The 23,705-nt window shown below is 48.3% G+C and carries 20 protein-coding genes; 5 read left to right on the forward strand and 15 right to left on the reverse strand.

The features are described from left to right. Window positions 1-175: 175 nt before the first annotated feature. Entirely contained in the window at window positions 176-673 is a 498-nt protein-coding gene (locus tag GVI43_RS06150; protein WP_159565980.1) for a periplasmic heavy metal sensor, read from the reverse strand. 386 nt (window positions 674-1,059) lie between these two features. On the opposite strand from GVI43_RS06150, the gene GVI43_RS06155 reads away from it, so the two are divergent. Then, window positions 1,060-1,551, forward strand: coding sequence for a YehS family protein (locus GVI43_RS06155; RefSeq protein ID WP_159565981.1), 492 nt, complete (start codon window positions 1,060-1,062; stop codon window positions 1,549-1,551). 168 nt (window positions 1,552-1,719) lie between these two features. Here the strand turns inward: GVI43_RS06155 and GVI43_RS06160 are convergent, their stop codons facing one another. The 3 genes from GVI43_RS06160 to GVI43_RS06170 form a co-directional block, all read right to left on the reverse strand. Continuing rightward, window positions 1,720-3,450, reverse strand: a complete 1,731-nt coding sequence (locus GVI43_RS06160; protein ID WP_159565982.1) for a ShlB/FhaC/HecB family hemolysin secretion/activation protein — start codon at window positions 3,448-3,450, stop codon at window positions 1,720-1,722. Between the two features lie 78 nt (window positions 3,451-3,528). After that, window positions 3,529-4,776 carry a collagen-like triple helix repeat-containing protein gene (locus GVI43_RS06165; RefSeq protein ID WP_159565983.1) on the reverse strand — a complete coding sequence of 416 codons (1,248 nt, stop codon included), beginning with the start codon at window positions 4,774-4,776 and terminating at the stop codon, window positions 3,529-3,531. Window positions 4,777-5,424: 648 nt separating this feature from the next. Then, window positions 5,425-6,150, reverse strand: coding sequence for a phosphatase PAP2 family protein (locus GVI43_RS06170; RefSeq protein WP_246201545.1), 726 nt, complete (start codon window positions 6,148-6,150; stop codon window positions 5,425-5,427). A gap of 222 nt (window positions 6,151-6,372) precedes the next feature. Here GVI43_RS06170 and panE point away from each other — a divergent pair, with 222 nt between their 5' ends. Next, window positions 6,373-7,326: a 2-dehydropantoate 2-reductase gene (gene panE / locus GVI43_RS06175; RefSeq protein WP_159565984.1), complete on the forward strand. Its 954-nt coding sequence runs from the start codon at window positions 6,373-6,375 to the stop codon at window positions 7,324-7,326. Window positions 7,327-7,366: 40 nt separating this feature from the next. On the opposite strand, the gene mgtE is transcribed toward panE, so the two are convergent. After that, entirely contained in the window at window positions 7,367-8,794 is a 1,428-nt protein-coding gene (gene mgtE, locus GVI43_RS06180; RefSeq protein ID WP_159565985.1) for a magnesium transporter, read from the reverse strand. 280 nt (window positions 8,795-9,074) lie between these two features. Between mgtE and GVI43_RS06185 the strand changes: the two genes are divergently transcribed. Then, a complete protein-coding gene (locus GVI43_RS06185) occupies window positions 9,075-9,341 on the forward strand; it encodes a type II toxin-antitoxin system CcdA family antitoxin (RefSeq protein WP_159565986.1) in 267 nt (88 codons plus the stop codon). 231 nt (window positions 9,342-9,572) lie between these two features. Here the strand turns inward: GVI43_RS06185 and GVI43_RS06190 are convergent, their stop codons facing one another. Together GVI43_RS06190 and GVI43_RS06195 are read right to left on the reverse strand one after the other, a co-directional pair. After that, the gene (locus GVI43_RS06190; RefSeq protein WP_159565987.1) at window positions 9,573-11,951 is read right to left on the reverse strand and encodes a glycoside hydrolase family 31 protein; all 2,379 of its coding nucleotides are present in this window, start codon (window positions 11,949-11,951) and stop codon (window positions 9,573-9,575) included. 309 nt (window positions 11,952-12,260) lie between these two features. Further along, window positions 12,261-13,574: an MFS transporter gene (locus GVI43_RS06195; RefSeq protein WP_159565988.1), complete on the reverse strand. Its 1,314-nt coding sequence runs from the start codon at window positions 13,572-13,574 to the stop codon at window positions 12,261-12,263. Between the two features lie 340 nt (window positions 13,575-13,914). Here GVI43_RS06195 and GVI43_RS06200 point away from each other — a divergent pair, with 340 nt between their 5' ends. After that, complete coding sequence (locus tag GVI43_RS06200; RefSeq protein WP_159565989.1) at window positions 13,915-14,991, forward strand: LacI family DNA-binding transcriptional regulator; 1,077 nt, start codon at window positions 13,915-13,917, stop codon at window positions 14,989-14,991. A 104-nt stretch (window positions 14,992-15,095) separates the two neighbouring features. Continuing rightward, window positions 15,096-15,296: a hypothetical protein gene (locus GVI43_RS06205; RefSeq protein WP_159565990.1), complete on the forward strand. Its 201-nt coding sequence runs from the start codon at window positions 15,096-15,098 to the stop codon at window positions 15,294-15,296. Between the two features lie 25 nt (window positions 15,297-15,321). Here the strand turns inward: GVI43_RS06205 and GVI43_RS06210 are convergent, their stop codons facing one another. From GVI43_RS06210 to GVI43_RS06245, 8 genes are all read right to left on the reverse strand, one after another. Continuing rightward, on the reverse strand, window positions 15,322-15,840 hold the full coding sequence (locus GVI43_RS06210; protein ID WP_159565991.1) for a hypothetical protein: 519 nt from the start codon (window positions 15,838-15,840) through the stop codon (window positions 15,322-15,324). A 40-nt stretch (window positions 15,841-15,880) separates the two neighbouring features. Continuing rightward, window positions 15,881-16,900 (reverse strand): hypothetical protein, encoded by a 1,020-nt coding sequence (locus tag GVI43_RS06215; protein ID WP_159565992.1) that lies wholly within the window; start codon window positions 16,898-16,900, stop codon window positions 15,881-15,883. A 4-nt stretch (window positions 16,901-16,904) separates the two neighbouring features. Then, complete coding sequence (locus tag GVI43_RS06220; RefSeq protein ID WP_246201547.1) at window positions 16,905-17,603, reverse strand: fimbrial biogenesis chaperone; 699 nt, start codon at window positions 17,601-17,603, stop codon at window positions 16,905-16,907. Next, on the reverse strand, window positions 17,590-20,148 hold the full coding sequence (locus GVI43_RS06225; RefSeq protein WP_159565993.1) for a TcfC E-set like domain-containing protein: 2,559 nt from the start codon (window positions 20,146-20,148) through the stop codon (window positions 17,590-17,592). Before GVI43_RS06225 ends, GVI43_RS06220 begins: the two co-directional genes overlap by 14 nt. Before the next feature lie 46 nt (window positions 20,149-20,194). Beyond that, on the reverse strand, window positions 20,195-20,704 hold the full coding sequence (locus GVI43_RS06230; protein WP_159565994.1) for a hypothetical protein: 510 nt from the start codon (window positions 20,702-20,704) through the stop codon (window positions 20,195-20,197). 109 nt (window positions 20,705-20,813) lie between these two features. Beyond that, on the reverse strand, window positions 20,814-21,392 hold the full coding sequence (locus GVI43_RS06235; protein ID WP_159565995.1) for a hypothetical protein: 579 nt from the start codon (window positions 21,390-21,392) through the stop codon (window positions 20,814-20,816). Window positions 21,393-22,001: 609 nt separating this feature from the next. Continuing rightward, window positions 22,002-23,261 (reverse strand): TadE/TadG family type IV pilus assembly protein, encoded by a 1,260-nt coding sequence (locus GVI43_RS06240; RefSeq protein ID WP_246201549.1) that lies wholly within the window; start codon window positions 23,259-23,261, stop codon window positions 22,002-22,004. Between the two features lie 41 nt (window positions 23,262-23,302). After that, window positions 23,303-23,704, reverse strand: coding sequence for a hypothetical protein (locus tag GVI43_RS06245; protein WP_159565997.1), 402 nt, complete (start codon window positions 23,702-23,704; stop codon window positions 23,303-23,305). Window position 23,705: the final 1 nt, after the last annotated feature.

Genomic DNA, 23,705 nt, shown 5'->3' on the forward strand with positions numbered 1-23,705 from the left:
ATCGACAGTAATGCGAATGATAATCCATATCATTAAAGAAGAATACCGAAGTTAACGATCCGACAATCGACGACCGCCGGATAAGTGCAGGCACACTGGGAGTAAGGATAAACCACTGCGCCATCACCCCGGTGAAAACCGAGATGATGTGCGAGGGGTTGTTAGCGGTTAGATATTAATGGCAGCCTTTTCCACCCATTGCCATACGATCGCCACCCATACCGCGATGCTCCATCATTGGCACACCGGCTTTAGCCAGTTGAATATCTAACTGAGTGCGTTGCTCAGCAATTCGATCGTGCAGCGCAGCGATCTCTTTGCTAACGGCCCCGATCTTGGCGTCATCAACGGTGCTCGCCGTTAACAGCGCTTTGTACTCATAATTCTTCGACATCATTTGCTTGCGTAAATCGGCAGTGTTAGTAACAAACTCATCGTGCGCTTTCTTGCTGGCAGCCTGTTGCTCTGGCGTCATATTCGCCATTTTGCCGCCGTGGTGTTTGCCGCCATTCTGATGGTTCATTTCACCGTTACCGTGGTCCATCCCCTGCGTTACCGGCATGGTTTGTTGTGCATCGGTCGCGGTATGCTGAGCGCTGGTCGCGACGCTGCTAAAGCCAGTCAGGGCAGCAAAAGAGATAACAGCGGCAATAGCCGTTTTATTCAGATTCATAATTAATTTCCTTTTGTTTAGCATAAATAAATGAAACTTCACTTAGTGGCATAACTATCTAAAAGGCTTATCTGCCTACTCATCATTATGTGCTGCACAAGTTTATCCGGTCTACTCCCTTTACCGATTCTTTACGCAAAGGAAGCGAGCGCTATTTCAGCCCATACTGTGTGGCAAAATACCCAGTCTCCTGACCCGGCCAATCGTTGATAAAAATTTCATTGAGAAAGCGAGCATTAGTGCCTACTATGCACCACGCAAAACCGGAAATGAAAACGGGTTATTCACCCTACCGGTACGAATATTTTTGACACTTTGAATCGCAGCACTGATATCCATCATTGAGGTTGATTTAGAATTGAAAAAACAATGGATGATCAATAACTATGCTAAATAATCACGTCTTGCGCAGCGTTCGTTACATGCTGGATCTGAGCGATGCTCAGGTGGTTCAGATAATCAAACTGGCCGACTTAACCGTAACTCAGGCCGAAATGGTCGGCTGGTTAAAGAAAGACGACGAGCCCGAATTCCGTGAGTGTGACGATAAAGTGATGGGCCACTTTCTCAACGGCCTGATCTTTTTTCGCCGCGGTAAAGATGAAAACTTCCCGGCTCCGGAAATCGAAGCCAAAATTACCAATAACATTGTGCTAAAGAAACTGCGTATCGCGTTTGAACTCAAAGATACGGATATGTTGGATATTTACAAACTGGTTGATTTTCGCGTGTCTAAGCCAGAGCTCAGCGCCGTGTTTCGCAAGCCGGGCCACAAGAACTACCGTGAGTGCGGTGACCAACTGTTGAGATACTTCCTGAAAGGGCTCAACGTTAGGCTGCGCGGCGTATCGCCTGAATCGAAGAAAAAAGGCGCTTAAGGTAACAGCAGCGAGTTTAAAAAGGGCGCGAAAGCGCCCTTAGTAATCCTAGGCCCGGAGTCCGATACGCTCAAAAATATCGCCCCTCGACCGCCAGAAAAAGCCAATATTTCAGCGTTGATGATGCGGACGAAACTTACGCTAAAATCAAATGAAACGACGTTGCCGTTAATTGAAGTTATAGGTAAACGTTGCGTTAAACCGCCACCCACGCTTATCGCTATCACTCGGCACATCGGCGATTGGCCTAGCGCCTTCCAACGAAACGGAATAATGCTTACTGTCACCGAAGGTCAAGCCCGTCGCGTAAGACGCGAGCTTACGATTAGACGAAACCGAGTTGAAGTAGGTGCGAGCGGTGTCCACCACCACATAAGGCTGAATGCTGTTGAGCCACGCGCTATCGCGAGTGTGCAAATATCGCATTTCAACCTGACCACCATAGCCATAATCGCCCGAGGCTTCACCGTCCGGGTAACCCCGACCGTATCGGAGCCCGCCAAAGCTGACCCGTTCCGGTTCGGGTAAATCGTTGTCAGACCAATCCCCTTCAATACCGCTGCTTAAGCGCCATTTTTGGGCAAAAATATAGGCGGCTTCCCCGTTACCGCGCCAGCGGGTAAACGAAAGATCGCTATTGGGAAGATCGCTATGCGCCACGTCGCCCTCAATGCCCTGACGTAGGCTAAATCGGGTTGACCAGTAAGCCTGAGCGTACTCCCGATAGCCGTTTAATGAAAACTCGGCCGCCGGATAACGTAGTTTCTGATTAAGGCTGGGAATATCAATGGGCAGCGTCTGACCACCTCGAGTTGCCCGGAAGGTGTAGTCATAGCTTTTATCTAAATAGTCTAAAGCGCCGCTGATAGACCATTGCTTCTGGCGGGTCAACAGCAGCGGATAGTTAAACTGAATGCCTACGGTCGACTGAGTCTCTTTCGATTTATTATCAACATTTGCATCGTAAGCTGGCAGCGTTAACAGGTTAGTGTAATCCTTAGGCTTTGTCTGGTAGTAGCTACCGCGAAGCTGCATCTGTAAACCGCTATTGCCCAAATACTGCTGATAGTTAAGGCCAACATATTTGTCCCGGCTATCGTTGTGACCCAGCGGAACTAACGTTGCGATGCCCAGCTGTTCGCCGTAAGGGGTCAGCCCGCTCAGGGTGCCGTTCACCACCGCTTGACGTTGGTTTTTACGGATATCAACGGTCGAGCTCAGGTTCCAGTGGTGAGGGTGCTCCGCCTTAACGTCCATCACCGTAGCGCCATAAATATTGTCAGGATTGTTAGCCGACGCAGTCACTTTGGCGTCCGGCGTGCGGGCCATCAAAATGCTGTAGCGCTCAAAAAGATCTTTGGTCAGCGGTTTATCCGCCATGATCCTATGCGATAGCTTCTCAAGCCAGCGGGCAACGTTGGTATTGTCGCTTTGGATTCGGGTACTGGCGATATAACCCTCAACTAAAGCAACGTTCAGCGTTCCCTGTTGAAAATTCTTCGACGGCAAATAGGCGTAAGAGAGAATAAATCCATCATTATGGTACCGGTCAGTAATTGACTGAGTGGCGGCCAGCAGCTGCTTCAGCGGCACTTTTTTACCAATAAAGCGGGCAAAAGGCTTGGCCAGAACGCTGTTTTTATAGCGGGTTCCGCCAATAAACTGAATGTGCTTTACCTCAATCAGCGTGTCCATCGTCAGGCTGGATGACGCCGTCGCAACGCCGGGAGAAGGAACCGACGTTTCGTGCGTTTGCTTTTGCGCAGGAGCCGGCTGGGGAACTTCACTGGCTAGCTTTGCGGGGTTATTCGGGTCAATTAACGTAGGCAGAACGTCGGCCCAAGCGCTGCCGGAGGCCGATATAAGCAGAGACAGCAGGCAAACCTGTTTTATTTTCATCGCGTGTTTCCCTGTATAAGCACTTAAAAAACGCCTCCCAAATAGAGAGGCGCTAAGTTTAAAAATTATCTCTATTTCTTAATTTGTGGTCGGCTTTTTACCAAGCAATCCACTGAGGCCAACACCGGCGTTAGCGCCAGCGCCAATGACTAGTTGGCCACCAGTGAGGCTTGCTACAGCACCGGTAACGCCATTCACAACGCCGCCGACAACGCCACCAACCGCACCGCCTGAAGCTCCACCGGTCGATCCAGTTGCACCACCAACGGCCCCGTTAAGGCTTGTGGTTAATCCACCAACAACGCCGCCAAGACCGCCACCACCGCCGGTAGCAGTACCGTTATTGACTAAACCACCCGCGTCACTGACCGCCTTACCGGTGTTATTCACCACGCTGCCCACGCCGCCTAGCGCGCTATTACTGGCACTAATCTGAGAGCCAACGCCGCTGACCGCGCCGCCAACCTGCCCAAGCAGAGAGTTAACCGGTGCACCAAGCCCCGTTGCTGCCCCGACCTGCTGGGTAACGCCTTCCACTTTACCCACGACCGGAGTAACAATGCCGGTCGCTGCGGTTGTCAGCTGTGACGTTTTACCGGAGGTCAGGTCGGTAGCCAGACCATTTCCCACCGTAGTCACCGCACCGCCAACCTGATTGACTAAACCGCCGGCTGTGTCTAATACGCCTGTCTGACCTACCGCACCAAGCAATTTGGTATCACCTAAGGCAGAAACCGTATTACCTACACCGGAAACGCCGGTCCCGACATCGGCAACCCCTTTGGCAGCACCGGCAGCCGTAACGCCAATGGCATTAGGATTAGAACCTAGCTGGCCTACGCCATTTTGAATACCAGTGCCGACATCGTTAATCGCATTGCCTGCGCTGTCTAACAGCGTGACGCCACCCTGAACAACGGTGCCACCGGCATCGGGTAAGTTAACGTTACTTACCGCGGCGCTCACATCTTTCACCGTATCACCAACGCCGTTAACCCCAGCGCCGACGTCACTGAGAATATTGCCGGTTGCTGCGGTTGTCGGCGTTTCCGTACCGCCGCCGTTATCACCACCACCACCGTTGTCGCCACCGCCATTATCACCGCCACCGGAGCCGGAACCATCGCCACCGGAGCCATTTCCTAAACCACCACCGTTATCACCTGAGCCAGAGCCGTCACCACTACCACCTCCAGTGCCCTGACTGCCATTATTCTTTGCAGAGTGAATTCCACCGCCGCCGCCTCCACTACATGCCGCGAGGGAACAGGCAAGCAATATTGCCAGCGCTATTTTGCTCAAGCGGCTAATTTGTGTCCGTCGCATAATATGAACCTCAATATATAAACGTCACCTGACGTATATGAATTGTAGAATCACTTTTCATTTATTCCAATTTTATAAAAAATAAACAAAACCGATTTCAATATAATAAAAAATAGATTTATTTATTAATAAACTATAGAAAAGACCACAATCTTTATGCGTTAATTAATTTATTATTAATTAACAATAAAAATGACGGGTTATTTAATTACCTTTTGAAATATTTATTAGAAATAAGATATAATTAGAAATATAATAATAATTAAACCCATAAATATCAATTGATTAAATAACACCAAAAATCATAAGGAATAAGAAAAAGAAGAAAAAGAAGAAAAAGAAGAAAAAGAAGAAAATAATAATTTAACTTTCATCATCAAAACCGAACGCACAATGGATGATAAGCATCACTGAAAGATTAAAAGTATCGATAACGCGCATTTTCATTACCAACTTCATTGGTTGAGTCAGCCAATAATTCTACTTTTAATACCATAAATATTTTAACAAGAACCCATGCTAATCGCAGGGAAATTAAATACCAGAATAAATATTTAACCCAATTTATTTTAATTTCGGCGTCGCTGGCATTGCGTTAATCAATAAAAAGAACGGATGGTTAATAAATTGTTCCATTTGTCAGAACCTTTAATGAGGCTGACGATAGTACGCAACGGCGTAGCTTATCAGCCAATAAAACACCACCTGCGTTAACCATATCCACCAGCCAGACCACAGATTATGAGAAAGAAAATGAGCCCCGCGCATAATCTGGCCGAATCCCATCGTCATACCGAGAGAAACGCCTAATAGCCAATAAAGCCATGCGGCCTTGGGTCGCAGAGGATAAAACAAAAAGAACAGCGCCATAACGCTAAAACCGGATGAAGCATGGCCGCCGGGAAAGCAACGCCCCGGGCCGGTATTGACCCCCTCGGGCGCGGATTCAAACAGATGAAGATAGGCCGCCTGCCCGCCAAATTCCGTCAGGCTCCATGGGCATGAGTGGATACTGTAGGCCTTTAATAGACCAACCACGGCGGTGCCCAGCCCCAGCAGTATCATGACCACCGTTAGCTGACCGTTTTTGCGATAAACGCCCCACAACAACGCGCATACCGCACAGCCGATAATAGTGAACTTTAAAAGCTTATGGTTTATCAGCTCCAGCCAGTAGTTATCTTTTAACGCAAAGCTATGGGTATCGGCCTGATACCAAAAGCGGGTTATCCAAAAATCCAGAGCGTCGTGCTGAGAAATACACCAAAAGAGAATGCCAACAATCGTGAGAGCCGCGAGCTGGCGTTGATAAAACGCTGATGGCAGAACCCTGACCGGACTAAAGCGGTTCAGTATCCTCTTTGCTTTTATCACTTCATCACCTTCTAGCCGTTACCTTCGGGGCATTTCCCGTATTGATGGCACCAGCATAGGCGGCAATTATTAGTGAAATATTAAGGTGAAATATATACCCGGTATAGCGGCGTGATTAAGATACCGATTCAGTCTGCATAACGGGTATTTTTTGCAACCGGATGGCGGTATTCTTAAACGTAGAACCTAGTAATTTATTCTCTATCAGACAAGAGGCTTAATATGCGTATTCTTACCGTAGGTGCAGGTGCCGTAGGCGGATATTTTGGCGGCAGGCTACTGCAGGCCGGGTTAGATGTCACTTTTCTGGTTCGTCCTGAGCGGGCAAAAAAATTAGCCCACGGCGGGCTGGTCATTAAGGAGCCGGACGGCAGTTTAATCACGCTTGCTTCACCGCCAACCGTTCTGGCGCAGGAAATTGAACGGCCATACGATCTGATTCTATTAAGCTGTAAAGCCTATGACTTAGAGAATGCGATTCAATCGTTTGCTCCGGCGGTGAGCAGTAATACCATGATACTTCCGCTGCTGAACGGCATGCGCCATCTCAATACGCTGGAAAGTACCTTTGGCGCAGAGAAAGTGCTTGGCGGGCTGTGCAATATTACCGCCACCGTTGAGCCCGACGGCACCATTCATCGCATGACACAGATTCATAACATCACCGTAGGCGAGCGCGATGGCAGCAATAGCCCGAGAGTTTGTGCTCTGGCTGCCATATTGAAGCAGGCGGCCTTTGACTCAATGCTGAGCGAAAACATTATGCTGGCAATGTGGGAAAAATGGCTGTTTTTAGCATCACTAGCGGCCTCAACCTGCCTGATGCGTGCCCCCATTGGCGATATTTTGGCATCACCAGACGGTAAAGAGTTTATTCTGTCGATAATTGAAGAGATACGCAGCATCACCGTGGCATCAGGCTATTGTGCTTCAGCTGACCGCGCCCACTCCATGCTACTGGTGCCGGGTTCCATGCTGACGGCATCAATGTATCGGGATCTGCTTAACGGCAGCCGTATTGAGTCCGATCAAATCGTGGGCGATTTGCTCGCCAGAGCGCAATTGCTCAATATGGATAAAACGGCGCTTCCTCTGCTGCATACCGCCTATACGCATCTAAAAGCTTATGAGCACCAGCGTCAGCGGACTTTAGACTCGGCTCCCCGCGCCGGTTAGTTTAGCCAAACCCTGTCAAACCGGGATGGCGACGGAGAAATTAAATCAAAAACAGCGTCGCTAAACCGAGAAAAATAAAGAATCCGCCGGTATCGGTGATAGCCGTAATCATTACGCTTGAGCCTATTGCCGGGTCCCTTCCCAGCTTATTCATCGTCATAGGAACGATCACCCCCATCAACGCCGCCAGCAGCAAGTTTAGTAGCATCGCCAGCGTCATCACTCCGCCCATCAATAAGTTACCATATAGCAGATAAGTCACACCGCCCATGATTCCACCCCAAACCATGCCGTTAATCACCGCAACGCCCAGTTCACGCAGCATCATAAAAGGCGTATCCGTAGAGCGAATGTGATGCAGAGCTAACGCCCGGACGATCATCGTGATGGTCTGGTTACCGGTATTACCGCCAATACCGGCCACGATTGGCATCAACGTTGCCAGCGCCACCAGCTCTGAAATGGTATGTTCAAATAGCCCGATCACGCGTGATGCAATAAATGCGGTACACAAATTAATCGCTAACCACGCTGACCGGCGGCGTACCGAACTCAGTACCGGAGAGAAGATATCCTCTCTTTCCGATAGCCCGCCCATCCGGCGTAAATCGCTATCGCTCTCATCAAAGACCACGTTAACCACGTCTTCAACGGTTAAGCGGCCAATCAGCTTATTTTGATGATTCACCACCGCAGCGCTGATCAGGTTATAGCGTTCAAACGCGCCGGCAGCCTCTTCGGCATCGTCTTCCAACAGGAAGGTCAGTGGCTCTTTGACCATCAGCGCTGAAACCTTAGTCTGCGGCGAATTCAGCAGCATATCGGTGATTAGCAGTTCACCCAACAGGTGATTTTCACGGTCGATAACAAACAGCTTATCGGTTGAATCAGCAATAGATTTGCGCTGACGTAAAAATCGTAATGCCGCTCCTAGCGTAATGTCGTCGCGAATGGCAATCAGTTCGAAGTCCATCAGACCGCCGACCCGGTCGCGCCCCAGATGGATAATTTCACTGACTCTGGCCCGCTGGTGAGCGTCCAGCGAGGCCAGCAGCTGTTCGACTAAATCACGGGGAAGATAGGCGGCCAGATAGGCCTGTTCGTTAAGGTGCAAATGCTGAAGCGCCGCCAGTAGCTGGCGATCGCTCATACCGTTAGTCAGGCTTTCCCAGACCGCGTCAGACGCTTCAATCAGCGTTTTACCGCGCTTCTTGTCGCCCATCAGGGACCATACGGCCTGGCGTTTATTGTTCGGCAGCGATTCAAGCAGGTCGGCAAGGTCAGCGGCGTGCAGTGAATTCACCAAGCGGCGGGCTTCTTGCCTTTCTTTATCTAGCGAAGGATCGGAAAGGCCGGTGGTCTGCGTTCCATAGTCAATCGCGGCGACCAGCAGGCTATTTGATAATAATTCTAAAATCCGTGTCCTGCTTATCTCCAGCTTCAGACCTGTCAGTTTTTCATTCTGCATAAAGAGGTTACTCGTTAATAGTGACGTATTCCCGAAGCCGTTTTTTATTAAGCTATCGTGACCGATACTTTACGCCCACGGCGTATTCAACCCTCTAACCAATAGTAGCGGATGATGAGGATTTAGATTAGCGAATCGGATAACGCAGGCTAGATAGGCTGGCACGCCCTTATGGCTGACGACTGGGTAGCCAATAGAAGAATAAAGTCTTATCACTAGACAGCCCATATTTAATGCACAATAGTTATGCGCATAGACTATGTTACCTTTGAGGTGTGATATGAGAGAACAAACGACAAAATCGCCCAAAACGCCCAAAACGCCTACCAATATTTATTTGGAAACTCACGTTGTCGAAGAGGCTAAGAGCTTAAATATTAACCTATCAGCGGCATGTAACGATTTCCTAAAACAAGAAGTTCGGGCGAGAAAGCGTCAACGATTTATTGAAGAGAGTAAAGGCGCGATTGCATCCTGTAATGAATTTACTCAACGGGCCGGGCTGGTTTCCGATGAATTTGGAGTTTTATCAATATCACAGTTCTAAGAAATGATATTGTCTCCGCACTAGACTTATTGGTAACAGGAATCTAACAGCCTTCTGCCCTCGACCAACAATTGATTACCCGGCTAACTGAAGAGATACAACGCCAATTGATCGCGAAAAAAATACTATTCTGATGCCGGTTTAGCGGACGAAACCTGCGCTGAATTAAACTATTTTGACCATAAAAAATCCCGGCTTTCACCGGGATTCAATCAATAGTGAAACGCAATACTATTTCAGCAGCTGCGCCACAGAAATCTCACTCAGCTTCTCGCCGTTGATATACAGCTCACGGCGTTCACCCTTCGGTAGTACTGCCGCCAGCGTATGCCACTGCGGAATATAGTTCCCTTTGGTGCTGATATTAAGATCAATACGCTGGCTGTCAGAGGTTAAAGTCCAGTCCAGCCATAGCGCATTCTGATTAAGGTAATCGAAGCTTTCACCGTCATCCTCAAAGATATCCCCTGAAGATGAACCGCTTCCCTGCTGAGGGTATACGTGCAGCTCACGAACCTGTTCCTTAGCCAGCTGGGTTGAAGTCAGGCATCTTGAAACCGGCAGAACGCTGCCGCCTTTCACCAGCAGAGGTAAACGTTCCAGCGGTGCCGGTAGAACAATCGACTGCCCACCGTTAAACCATTGACCGGTATAGAAGCAATACCAGCCGGTCTGGTTAGCCGGAAGATAGACCGGACGCTCACGCTGCCCCTGTTCCACCACGCTGGCCACCAATAAATCGCGGCCAATTAAGAAGTCATCCGTTTCGCTGAAGGTATTCACGTCGTGTTCATGATCTAAGAACGTCGGGCGAATCATCGGCTCATCGTCGCGGTGCGCCTGCCACAGCAGATTGTAGAAGTAAGGCATTAAGCGATAGCGCAGATTAATGGCATCGCGGATCGCCGGAGTCACCGCCGGATGCATCCAAGGTTCGTTCGCCGTGTGATCGTCATTCCATGAGTGAATGGTAAAGCGCGGGTGCATGACCCCGTTTTGTACCCAACGGACAAACAGCTCCGCGTCTGGCTTATCACCGGAGAAACCGCCAACGTCATGGCCTAAGTTATACAGGCCGGATAGGCTCATCCCTACGCCCATACGGGTGTTGTAACGCAACGTTTGCCAGTTGGTGCGGTTGTCGCCGCTCCATGTCTGAACATAGCGTTGGATACCGGCACAGCCGGAGCGGGAGATCAGATACGGGCGTTTTTCCGGAGCAAAACGCTGCTGCGCTTCCATGGAGGCACGAATCATCAGCAATGGCATAACCGGGCGAATATGCTTAATGGCTATTGGTTTACCAAAACCATGGCATACCGCTTCTTTGTCCCAAACTTCAAACTCGTTATTGTCATTCCACGTGGAGTCAATGCCCATTTCCAGCAGTTGGCTGGTCACATTGCCCTGCCACCAGCGGATAGTCTGCGGGTTGGTGAAGTCCAGATGTGAACCTTCGTCGTCCCAGAATACGGAACGTTCTGGCTCACCGGTTTCAGAGTCACGAATGAATAGCCCGGCCTGCGCCACTTCCTGATATCTCGGGTGGTCCTGCAATAAGCAAGGTTTGATATTGGCCGCGAGCTTAAAGCCAGCATCGTGGAATGCCTGACTAAGCACCTTCGGCTGGGGGACTTTGTCGTAGTTCCAGTTAAATACGTAGCGCTTGTTATTAATCGAGGTGTAGCCCGACGACAGCTGGAATGAATCGCAGGGAATATCGTGCTGTTTACACAGTGAAATAAACTGCTGAAGCTGCTGCTGAGCGTCCGGGGCATCGGTATATGACATGGTCGACCCACTATAGCCAAGGCTCCATTTCGGCCCGAACAGCGTCTTACCGGTTAAGCGGACAAACTTTTTCGTCACGTCTAACACTTTTGGCCCAAGGAACAGGTAATAGTCCATATCACCGGCTTCAGCCTGATAGCGGCGGTAAGGCAGGTGATAGTTATCTAGCTCCTGACCCAAGTCTAACCACGTGCTGCTCAAGTTATCATAGAACAGGCCAAAGCTGGCGCCGTCCCGGCGGGTAATGGTAAACGGAATATGTTTGTATAACGGATCCGTTGATGCCGCGTTGTACCCCATGGCGTCCAGATTACGCATTTCAAAACGACGCCCGCTGCGGTTCAGATCGCCAGACTTCTCTCCCAGTCCGTAAACCCGATCGTTGTTGAAGCGGCGCTGATAGTGAGCCACACCGTCACCGTGTGAATTCAACATATAAGCACCGGTTGAGCGGTCCGACGTCAGCGCCTGCCACTCACCCTGTGAATTGAGGTATTCCCACTCCAGCCATAGCGGTTGATGAACCGTTACCCGTAGCTTATCGGTGCTAATTCTCAACCCGTTTTCCAACTGCTCCAGCTGATATTCCGGCAGAGAAAAACCGTCAACGCTCTGGCGTGGTCGACCTTCCCATGGCACATCATCTTTTGGCGCGATACACCAAGTGCGATCTAACGCTAATGCGTCGTTTTGCTTAACCAGCACGCGAAACAGATCCTGCTCCAGTACGTAGAGACAAAAACTGTGGCGGTTATCGACCCAAAGTTCAACGTGGTCTGGGTATTGCTGTTTTAACGTCCAATTCTTTAGTGTTTTCATATCAAAATATCTTCATGTTATAAAAATAGTCGTTATCGACATAATCGATTCAGATTGATGACAAACCCCATACATCAAAATTTTGGTCTTAAAGAACTCAAACGTAGAGAGAGAATTCCGTTGGGGTCGTAGCAACTTTAGTTGCCGGAGCGCCCCTAGGAATTCTAGGCCCGGAGCCCCCTGCAACTCAAAAACGTCGCCTCTCGGCCGCTAGAAGAAGATAATATTTCGATATTCTTTTCACGGACGAAACTTACGCAGAAATAAAATTGGACTACTTTGTCAGCAACCTTTATCGACATAGTCAATTCAAATCGCTTTGGCGTTCTTCTTACGACGTTCAACAAACAGGGTGACTAAGAAAACGGCACCAATCAGGTCAAAGAAGCCCATCGCCACAAACAGAGGCCCAAAGCCGATCGTGTCAGAAACTGCGCCAATCAGTAGCGTAAATAGGAAGCTGGCAACCCAGGCCGATGAACCGCGCAGGCCGTTGACCGTTGCAACCTGACTCCTATCAAAGTTATTCACCACCAGTGCGCTTAGCATGCAAGAGATCACCTGATGGCCAAAACCACCGATAGAGATCAGGGCAATCGCCAGATAAGGATTTTGAGTGATAGCGACAAAAGCCAGAGAAATCATCATGAAAGCGCCGGTAACCGAGCTGGCTATCACCGAGTTAATCTCACCGAGGCCGAATAGCCTGTGATAAAGCTTAGTCAAATAACCACTGGCCACGCTGCCGATATCGGCGGCTAAGAACGGTAGCCATGCAAACATAGCGATCTGTTTCAGGTCCATTCCCCGCTCATTGGCCAGATATAACGGAACCCAAAAGCTGAACACGGCCCATGCCGGCTCGGCCAAAAATGCCGGAATGGCGATACCCCAGAATTTTTTATTTTTACTTAATATTGCCAGAGATTTGAAGAAAGGCAGCTTCTCGGCGCTCGGTTCATTATCCTGACGGATAAAGGCCAATTCTTCTTTCGACAGATTAGGATGCTGCTCTGGCGAATGATAAAACAGCCACCAGAGTACCACCCAAAGCATGGCTAAACCGCCGGAGAATAGAAAAGCACCCTGCCAGCCAAATGAAATATGGGCAACCACGATAATCGGTGGCGCCAGCATGGCACCAATAGAAAACCCTACGCCAGCCCAGCCAGCGGCAACTGGCCGCTCTTTTCTCGGGAACCAGTCGGAAATAGCCTTCGCATTTGCCGGCGTGGCCGCTGCTTCAGCGCCACCCATAAAGAAGCGTAATATGGCTAACTGGAACCAACTGCCGGCACCGGCGTGCATCATACAGACAATCGCCCAGATGCTGGCGCAGATAAGAAAGCCCAGCTTTAAGCCAATCACGTCAATCAACCAGCCGCAGATGGGCTGGAAAACCGTATAAGCCAGTTGGAAGGAGGCAACCACCCAAGAGTACTGCTCGGTGGTCATATTCAGGCTGGTTTTTAGCTCAGGGGCCAAAATACCTAATGAGTTACGGGTAATATAGTTGACGGTTACGCCCAACAAAAACAGCGCTAACATCCACCATCTTAATGATTTTAATTTTCTGCGGATCGGAAGGGCTTCCGCACCGGATTCTCTAACGTCAATACTCATAACACTCTCCGTCATCTTTTCTGCGGGATAGTCCCGACACCGTTCAAGTTGGCTAGAGTCAGTAGTTCATAGTCGCTTTAACAAAAACGTCATGAGTCTAAAATACCAATATAATCACTATGTTATTATTATAGCTACATCAAAAATCTGTCTGACCAGTAACCTAAATTGGTTTACCAAATCAACATAACGAGAAAAGAATCTTTGCCACAATCGCTTTATTTGCAATAATTCTCACTGAGTGATGAAGAATCATTCAAATACGCCATAAAAGCCTTAGATACAAACAATAAAATTCTGTGAGAATTTTTTCATTTGCTAATTTGAAGGAGATCACAAAATGAACGGAAAGTTAAAAATCAGGCAAATTTCAGAGGCGACCGGCTTATCAATCAGTACAGTGTCAAGGGTTCTGGCCGGTAAATCTAACACCAGCGAAAAAGCCAAAAGCCTGATCATGAGTTATGCAAAATCCCAGGGGATCCTGAGTAATATATACGGCGGCAGGCTGTTGCTTAATAATTTAACCGTTTTTGCGCCCCCGAGAGCGTTTGATATCCGTACCGACGTTTTTTACCATAAGGTTATTCAGGGCGTGGTTCAGGCATTACAGCACCGGGAAGTCCGCGTGCGCTACTGTGGGCTAGAAGAAAATAACAGCGATGCGTCACTGTTTCTTGAGAAAATGACCGACCCATTAACCGAAGCGGCGATTATCATCGGCATTGATGACCCTCATATTCACACGCTGGCCGCCGATCTGAAAAAGCCCTGCGTATTAATCAATTGCTACGATAAAAGCATGCAGTTAGACAGCGTATCGCCTGACCATCAGGCTATCGGTGAATTCTCGGCTAACTATCTCATTAAGCAAGGCCATCGCAAAATTCTAACGCTGATTAGCCTGAGAAGAACCACCATGGAGCTGCGGCTCAACGGTATCAAAACGGCCTATGCCAGCAATAATATAGAGTTTCTGGAGCCGCTCAATTTGGTCACAACCTCTGGCTTTAGCACCTCAGAATCTGAACAGGCCATTGGCCAGTACTTTAGTCAGACGGCACCGGAAGACTACCCGACGGCGATTCTGGCGGGAGGCGAGTTTATGTCAACGGGTGCTATTAATGCGCTGAAAGCTATCGGCATGTCGGTACCGGCGGACATTTCAGTGATGAGTATGGATGGGTTTAGCATTAACGCTATTCATGGCATTGAACTGACGTCTGTGCAGGTTCCCTGCAGCGAGCTGGGGGAAGAAGCGATTAACCGGCTACAGCAGAGGATCCTGCGGCCTGAGTCCCTATACAGCACCCAATTGCTGCAAGGAACGCTGGCTATCAAAGAGTCTGTCAAACCGGCAAGTGCATATAAAACAACGCCGTCGGTGGCAACGGCAAGCCATAGGCTATATGACTAACCGCGAGCCCTTGCGCCTGAGTAGCGAAACGCCCGTGGTCAGCTATTCTTAAACCATCGGCATTCATCCGGCCCGATACTCAACAGATTCGAACGGAGGGCAGCATGAACCTATTCTTTTTCCGCGCTAACGTATTGGGGCTTGCCGTGACGTCAATCCCCGTAGTTAGCCAGATAACCATCGAAGCAAATATCGAAACAACCATCGAGACAACGGCGGCCATGGCCGCAGCTAAAATAAAACCAAAAGGTCACACAGACAGAACCAGACGCCACGCTCAGGATCCAAGCGTCAAAGGAAAATAGGCCCGATTCACCTGACGGCACAGCCCTAACTTCTCGGCGTTACCGCCAGTACATAGGTTCCGCTATAAGTACCCAGCGGATAAGTTTCAGTACGCTGGGCCGATATAAAGTAAATATAAACACCCCGATCGGTCGACGGAATATCGCCTACTGTCGCATACACGTTAACTTCTGCACGAGATGCGGCATCGCCCATCGGCGTTGTCGGGCTGCGGTACCACATGGTACCAATCGGCATAATGAAATTATTAGGGTCGCCGTTTTTCTTCAGTCCGGTAGGTCCTTCCAGCCTTAGTTCCACCTTATTGGCGTTACCGACAAAATGGAAGGACTTGGTCATTCCTCTGAGAAAGCCGTTTCTATCTTCCAGCCTTACCTGAACGTTACCCTCGGTGACGTCAGCATTCAGATCGTAAATAACCCGTATGCTGGAAGCAATTTCTGCCGTAACGTCAATGGACGTTCTGACCGTAACTGCAGCACTGAGCGGTTGAGAAATCAACGCTGTTAGCATCAGCCCAAGCGCTACCATTTTTTTATGCATTTGTTTATTCCTTTTCATGTGTAAGGTGCTGACTATCGGCTTACAGCCCCGGCGTAACTACCGCAGTGAAGGTATCTGAAAAACGAGTTCCTCCCTTAAGCCCCACCAGATCTTTGCCCCAGATAGTAAAAGTGATGTCTAACATCTGCGCCGATCCGGAACTACTGCCCAAGGTGTAGGTCAGCACATCACCGTAGCCAACGGTGCGGCGATCGACGCTGACTCCGTAAGGAATGAACCTGTCAGGCTGCTCAAGGGAATACATGCGGAAATCTCCGTTTGGCGCGCCTTTCATAGATTCGAAGGTCAGGCTAAACGGCAGCACCGTAGCCGGTGAATCAGAAATACGGCGCACGTTGAGTACCGCGGTTTTCACCGTGTCCTGATTGATTGCTACGGTGCTAAACCGGGCCGCATCGGCGTTGACAAACGACGCATCGATCAACGCCGGATCGCTTCTTAACGTACGGGCAAAAGAGAGATAAACGTTACTGGCTTCTACTACGCCATCGTTCCCGGTCAGGCGAACGTTACCCAGTAAAATACGCTGCCCGGCATACTGGCTCAGGTCGGCGTTTTTTTGTAACACGATCTCAGTGCCGTCACCGGACTGACTATCGCCAACGGCAAAACCCATGACGCTATCGCCCGAAGAAGCGGCATAGTTAATGGTGCTACCGCACTGATAGTTTTTCTCATAGCGGTAGGGCCGCTGGCTGAACATAGCGATAGGAATACGTACCCCTTGCAAAGCGCCCGATCCGATAAGATAACGACCAGAGCACACCCCCTGCCCGGCACTTTGCACAACGCCGCTAAGCCTATCGCCGTTGGCCAGGGTCGTGACAAAGTAAGAGGCGCCGAGCGATCCGGCACCGCCGTCTCGGGTAACGGTGGTGCTGTAACGACCGGGCGCCTTCTTCTCCATATTAATGATCAGATCGCCAGCCCCCTGAGTAACCGCGGCCTGTAATGGCTGACACGCCAGCCCCAGCGTTACCAATAGCAAGCCGAGGCCAACCCGATGCAGTGAAAAAGAATCGATAACCTTAAGTCTCATCGCGTTACTCCTTGAGCGCGCAGGCGACGTAGCGATACTTCTTGCCGTCGAGCTCAAAAGAGAGCTCATTTTTGACTTTTACGTTTCGCATATGGACCGGATAAACGTTAATATCGTCCGATTTAACCCCGTCGATCGTTACGTTGCGCATTTCACTGCGGCTATTACCCATGGATTCCAGCTGATAGTTTCCGCCGCTACAGTGGACTTTGAGGTCCTGAGTCAGTGAACCCGTTGGCATATAGCGCAATAACACATCGTAACCAATGGCAAAGCGAACCTTACCCGGCTCGACCGCATCTTCAGGATAGGTAGGACGAACCCGCAGCCGGTAAACCTGCTCTCGCTCTACCGGCTTCATGGTCATAATGCGGATCTTCTTTTGGGAACCATAAGGGATCATCACTTTGGTTGGTGAAAACAGTAAGGTTGGTTCTGCCTTCCCAAGCTCTTTCTCCAGCTCCTCTTTTGACTCACCCGGATTTTTAATCATGAACAGATCCAAGGAGACGAACTCATACTGCTCTTTGTCATCCGAGGGCGGAAATGAGGACTTAATGGTGATGTAATTATCCCGTGGAGTATCGATTTTCACCTGCTTAATAATAGGAATAACTTCAACCGCCGGAGCGGTAAATGAAACGGCAGCTATTGAAAATAACCCCATAAGAATAAAAAATTTCTTACTATTAAATATGCTCACACTCGACTCCATTAAGTTGAATAACGCCCTGCAGACTCTTGGTCTTGCTTTGATCTATCTTGCAAACGAACTCTTGTTCACTTGCACGGACTTTTAACTGCTCTAGCTTTTCATCTGAATTCATCAGGAAGTCTCCGACAAAAAATCCGGACTCATCTGAAATGCCGTTGCTGCCAACAATCCGGGCATTGGCCAGCGGTTTACGGGCGTAATAAATTCGCCCGGTCACCGTTTGGTTTTTCACCGCATTGAGGATCACCTTGTACGTCTGGCCCGGAAGTACGTGGGTAGATTCATTCTTAGCCGTCACGTTATAAAAGTTGTTCTCACTGCCGGTATAAACCTGCTCAGCGCTGGTATCAATTTGGGTATAAGGGCGAACGCTGGTGCTCGTTACTTTACCGCCCGGTACAATCACCGAGCTGCTGTTGTAGTTACGGACCTCAAAGTACTCATCCGTCGGTAATTTGGTGGCATCAATCACCAATGCGCTTTGTTCGGTAATGGCACCGTAGGCAATAGTGCCGTCACCAATGGAAAAACCACTACGCTGAGTAACAAACGATTGACGGTACTTACTGTCATTAAAGGTTTGGCTGTTACCAAATGAGGTGTAACCAAAGCGGTTATTCACCGTCAGGCTACCGCTGGCATTTTTATTAACACCGACTTCATCAGAGGCCGAAAAATTGAAATTATAGCGACCACCCCGGTCAAACTCGGGGTTATTCACCGTCATGGCATAGTCGGCGCTGTAGATGCCATCATCACCGTCTTTATCTGAGTTGCGCGCCTTGAGATACAGCGACTGGTAGTGGTTGTAGCGGCTGTCGGTAAAGCCAAGCGTAAACTGGGTATACAGCTGATGGTCCCGGCTCTCTTCCGCATTGTCGTAAACGTCTTTGCCAGTGTGATAACCGGCATCAACCCGCAGGTTTATATCGCTAGAGAGCTGGAAATCGCGGTTAAGCAAAATATCTAAGGTATTCTGCTGCCCCTTGTTCTTACGCCCGCCGCTGCTAAATGAGGTGCTATAGCTATAGTCAATGCCGAAACCTAGCTGGAATGGCAGATAGGTTCGCATACTTAGCTGCAAATATTCGTTGTCATAGGCAGGAATAATACCGTTCCGGCCATACTCAGAAATGTCGCCGTTAAATACCGAATTACGATAGGTCACGTTCAGGCTGGTACTGTCATAACTTTTAATGCCCGCGATGCTGTAGCCGTAAGAGCCAGATTTACCGTAGATACCATCGGTATAAATGCGTTCCAAAAATAGAGAGTTAATCGGCATATCAATGCTGGCATTGGCTACCGTCAGACCATTATCGCTTATCACACCTGAGCCCAGAGATAGGGCATTTTCGGTGGTATAGGAGATCGCTGCGCTGGCGAAACCGTTGTCATTTACACCGTTTGCTTTACCGTCTTGCTGACAGTTGCCGTTGCCGCACTGGTTAATATCTCCCTTAATCGACCCATCGTACTTACCCATTTGCATCAGATATTCAATTTTTCCGGGGCTAAAATCGCCATAACGTTTGAAAAATGGCTGGGTTTTACGCTCTTCGCTACCGTTATTCAGTTTGGAAACTATGGTGATGTCATATCCTCCGGCGGGCCAGCGTTCGGTGTTAACCGGTTGCAAACCGCCCGACAGCTGCTGCATATCAAGCAACCTGCCCGCCCGATAGATTTCAACGGTTCCGGCAGAGGGCATATAGATATTGATCGGCGACGAAGCGCCATTTGCGCGGCTACGGTAGTAGTCTGACAGGTAGCCTAATGACACGCCGTCGAAGTTAACCGAATTCATAAAGCTGTAAAACATTGAGGGCGTGCTGGTGGTCATATTGCTGGTGATATTCTGTCGCCCGATTTTGTAACGCGTACGTTCATCTTCCAGATAAAAAGCGGCTTCATCAAAAATCATGCTGGCGTCTTTAGACACGCTCATTGCTGAGTTGAAATAGCTATTACCGGTTAAACTCAGCGTGTCGTTAGACATCAGGTTAAAGTTAGAACCGTAGCTATCATTGAAATAGTTCAGGTTCTGACTATGCACGAAACCAGGCCGGTGCTGGTAATCGATAAAATCACTACCCTGAGCGCCTTCGGACTTCATCGCCAGATAAGATTTAGGAAAGATCAGGATAGCTTTCGCTTCATTTTCATTAATATACGCAGTGATACCTTCCTGAGGGAAACCCAGCTTATTGACTCTCGGAATAGGCTTCGCGAGCGCAGAATGCAGTTGGCTGGCCGTTACCGTCAGATTTGGCACTATGCCGGATGAAATACGGTCAGCAACGACTGAAGGCTCCTTCAGGGTTACATTCCCCATGTCATAGGTAATGGCATAGGTGCCGAGATGAACATCGGCCACCACCAGATCGAGAATGCCGGTTAGCTCAGAATTAAAGACTTCATCAAATCCCGGCGGTAGAGAAACCGGGGCAGACGAAACGACAGGAATAACCGTTACCGGAGATAGCATCAGACCCAAACTCACTAATCGGGTTAAAATATATTTGATATCCATATTATTTCCATATCGTTATTATTCTGCATTCCGGAAATAACCGGTTTTATAATATAGGTGTGACAACCATAGTGAACCTACCGGTGTAATATCCAACGGCGTAATTATCGGCCCGTTTTTTTGATTCAAAGGTTACTTTCAATCCATTATTGCTATTACCATCGGTCAAACGCCTTAATACCGGAACGCTCAAATCTTTGTCGGCCTCGGTCTGCTGCACATTAAGCGTAAAATAGCCATTCAGCGGAATAGAACCGCCCCCCACGTCGACCGACGTTAATTCAAACGGTGCGGTTTCCATGACAACTTTTGCTCTGGCAACGTTTCCTACCAGATAAAAATAGTCCGATGTGTTAGCGAACTTTTGGCTTACCGAATTAACCGATAGCGGAAAGTTTAATTCACCGGAAGTAATATCAACCCCCTTATAATAAATAGCGATTTTAGCCAGCATCTCAGCCCCGACCTCAACCTCAATACTGGTCCCCCGACCGGCAGAAATAGCACTAAAGTGAATGCCGAATAATATAAATAGAGAGGTTTTAATTATGTTCATGCGGTTATATAACAGGCTGGCTTTCGCCAGCCTGTACTCTAATTATTATAAAATAAAACTCGATATACTCAGCGTAATTGAAGACGCCGCTTCAAATACTAAGAACATATTATGGAACCAGAGCCAGAGTAGCGTACACAACGCCACCGTAAGCGCCGCCGGCATAGGTGTTATGTGCTGCCGTAGACTCAAATACGAAAGCCACGTCTTTCTCTGCGTGAGTACCAGTCGTTGTCAACGTATACTCTTTTTGCTCACCTGAATTAGTAAAATTAACTTTTGGTGCGCCAGCTCCAATCGTTGAAACTTTATAGCTCATTTTGTTGAGCTGACCGCCGCTGGTACTGTTCAATGCAAATGCAGTACCGGTAGAGACGTTGCCGTCGTCTAGAGTTAGCTTAACTTTAGTCGTAGTCGCACCCACGGTATTGCTCCATAAACGCAGAGCCTGTAGGTTTTGAGTATCGGCAGACATGGTAGTCCGCAGATCGGCATGCCCACTACCGTTTGGCGTTAAACGCACGTCCAGATCGGCAACCGGGTTACCCTCTGGGTCGGTGATAGATACGGCGTCTGGTACCCGAGCAGACAGGTTAAAACGGGTGTCATAGTTCGCTGGAGTCGTGGCCAGAACTGCGGTAGAAAAAGTCATTCCTGCGACTACAAGTGCTAAATGTTTAATTTTCATGTTAATTTATGCCTATAATTGATAAGAAACCAAGTGTTTAACATCTAATATGTAAAGCGTTTAGCTTTACTTTAATGACTCACTCCGAAATAGCAGAAGCAAATCATTAAAGCGCAGCACTTCTATTTCTATATCTATCGGTAACCACAAAAACCGACAATACAGAAAAGCTACAATGCAAAATTTAATGTCAATGGAGAGGAAATAAATAAAGGAAGCTCAATTAACCGAAGAGAAAATCCTTTTTAACACCATCCTTCCGACACGTATAATAATTAGTCAAACCTTTTCTAGGTAATTATTAGTTCTCAATTCATCTCATTAATAGAAAATATGCTATCGACAGTAAGCATCCACTATCTTTAGTTATATCAGCTACTGGCTATAACCCTGAGCCTAAACTTAGTTTATTGCCATGGATAACCTGTAGCTCTTATTAGTTCTTACTAATTAATATAATGAGTACTTTTATTCATTGACTGAAATATTTGGCGCAATAGTCAATAAACAAATTAACCATGTTTATTTGAAAATAATCAGGGTTGATTCTTTATCAGCTCTTCCCGGTCGTAATTATCACAATTATTGACTTGATAAACTAACTGATTATCAAAAACGCTTAAGCGTATTATGTCCTACCTCTTCAAATACGGCCTGGCGAAGGTCATTTTCTAATTCTCTTACATTGGTTGAAATATAGAAATTATTCTCACCAACGCATAGCTTCCAGTCAACGGTTGGGGTATAGCCAATACCAACAAAGGCTATTTTACCGACGGAATAACGGGTACTCATAACCTGTTTGATTTTCTCGCACATGCCTTTAGCTATCAGAGTCGGCGTTATTTTTGCATTCACCGAGTCCTGCCCATCAGAAACAATCACCATCACCCGCTTGGCGGCGGTGCTTTTACCCAATAGCTGCGCTGCACGTAATATGCCGGAGCTAACAAAAGTATTGCCTCCGGCTGGCATATTACGTATAGGAAGCAGTTTGGTATAATCGGAGGTAAGATCCGTTTCCAGAGACATCGGGCTGGCCTTCAGACATGCCCATGTCGACCCAAAAGAGCGCCCATTGTACACCCTCGATAAAGGTACATTAATTTCAGTGCTCGATTCGTTAGGAATTGAACTTATGGTTTTTTCATAATCAACGATCCTATCTAATCCTGCGACTATGACATCGTCGATGTCCGTGACTTTAACTTTGGTCGACAGAGGAATTCGACAGTTGCCATCGCGATGCATACCCCAGTCGAACGGAACAAAGCCCACTTTGTTATCCGGATGATAGGAATAAAGCTCCCGCGACAGCTGAAGTACAATACGCTTGAGCTCCTTAATCCGGCTGCTGCCGCCGGGCAATATATAATTCATTGAGTTAGAGAAATCGGTAGCAAATACCACATCAATATTTGAACGATATTTACGCGCGGCCCCGTTATCCCCAACGCTAACCGTTGGCTGAAAGCTGGGAAAGAAAGAAGACGAGAACCACGAGGTATGTAGCGTCTGAGCGCTAACCCGATACTCAACGTACTGAACGTTCTCATTTACTGAGACCATGTTACTGACGTCAACCACGGGTACAGAAACGCTTTTTTCATTACGCATATAGCGACGAAAATATTCACTGGCCAAGAATCTATTACGGCTCACGGCGGCGGCAGTCAGCTTACCGTTATCTTCCGCCGCCAGCGCCAGAGCGGCCTGTTCCATGGCGTCAGAAAGTCGAGCCTTTTCCATCAAATAGCGTGAACCTTCAAAACCAAATGCCACCATGCCAAGCAAAACGCCGCTCAGCATGACAAACATAATGGCAATTCCCCCTTTCTGATCCTGAGAAAAGCGCCGTATCTTCTCCATCAGGGTACTTCGTGAACGCCCGCGGATGAAATCCTGATTGTCTATCCCTGTTTTGTGCATTCTCTTATCTCACTTGCTTGATACAACCCTTGTTTGTGGATAATTTTATCCCCCAGAAGGCAGACTAAATAAGGCAATCCACCCGGTAGGTACTTACCTACCCACTCTCCCGTTTTATCGAGGCGATAATCTATTGTGCCGTTGAATACCCGCCCGACAGGGTTAACGTCGATAACGCTAACCTCAAGCTGTGCACTTAGCGTTGTGCTGTAATAGAGCGCCTGATTAATCTCAACAATCAGCGACTGTTGGTTTACCTTATCGGAATCAATAAACACAACCGCACTAAAACGTTCCGGAGGCTTAACCGCACAGGCCTGAAAGCAAAATAGGCACAGGCCTACGGCCATAACGATATTGCCCCGAGTCAGTCTGCTGCTCACG

Origin of the sequence: Budvicia diplopodorum, assembly GCF_009800925.1 — a bacterium.
Lineage (GTDB): Bacteria > Pseudomonadota > Gammaproteobacteria > Enterobacterales > Enterobacteriaceae > Budvicia > Budvicia diplopodorum.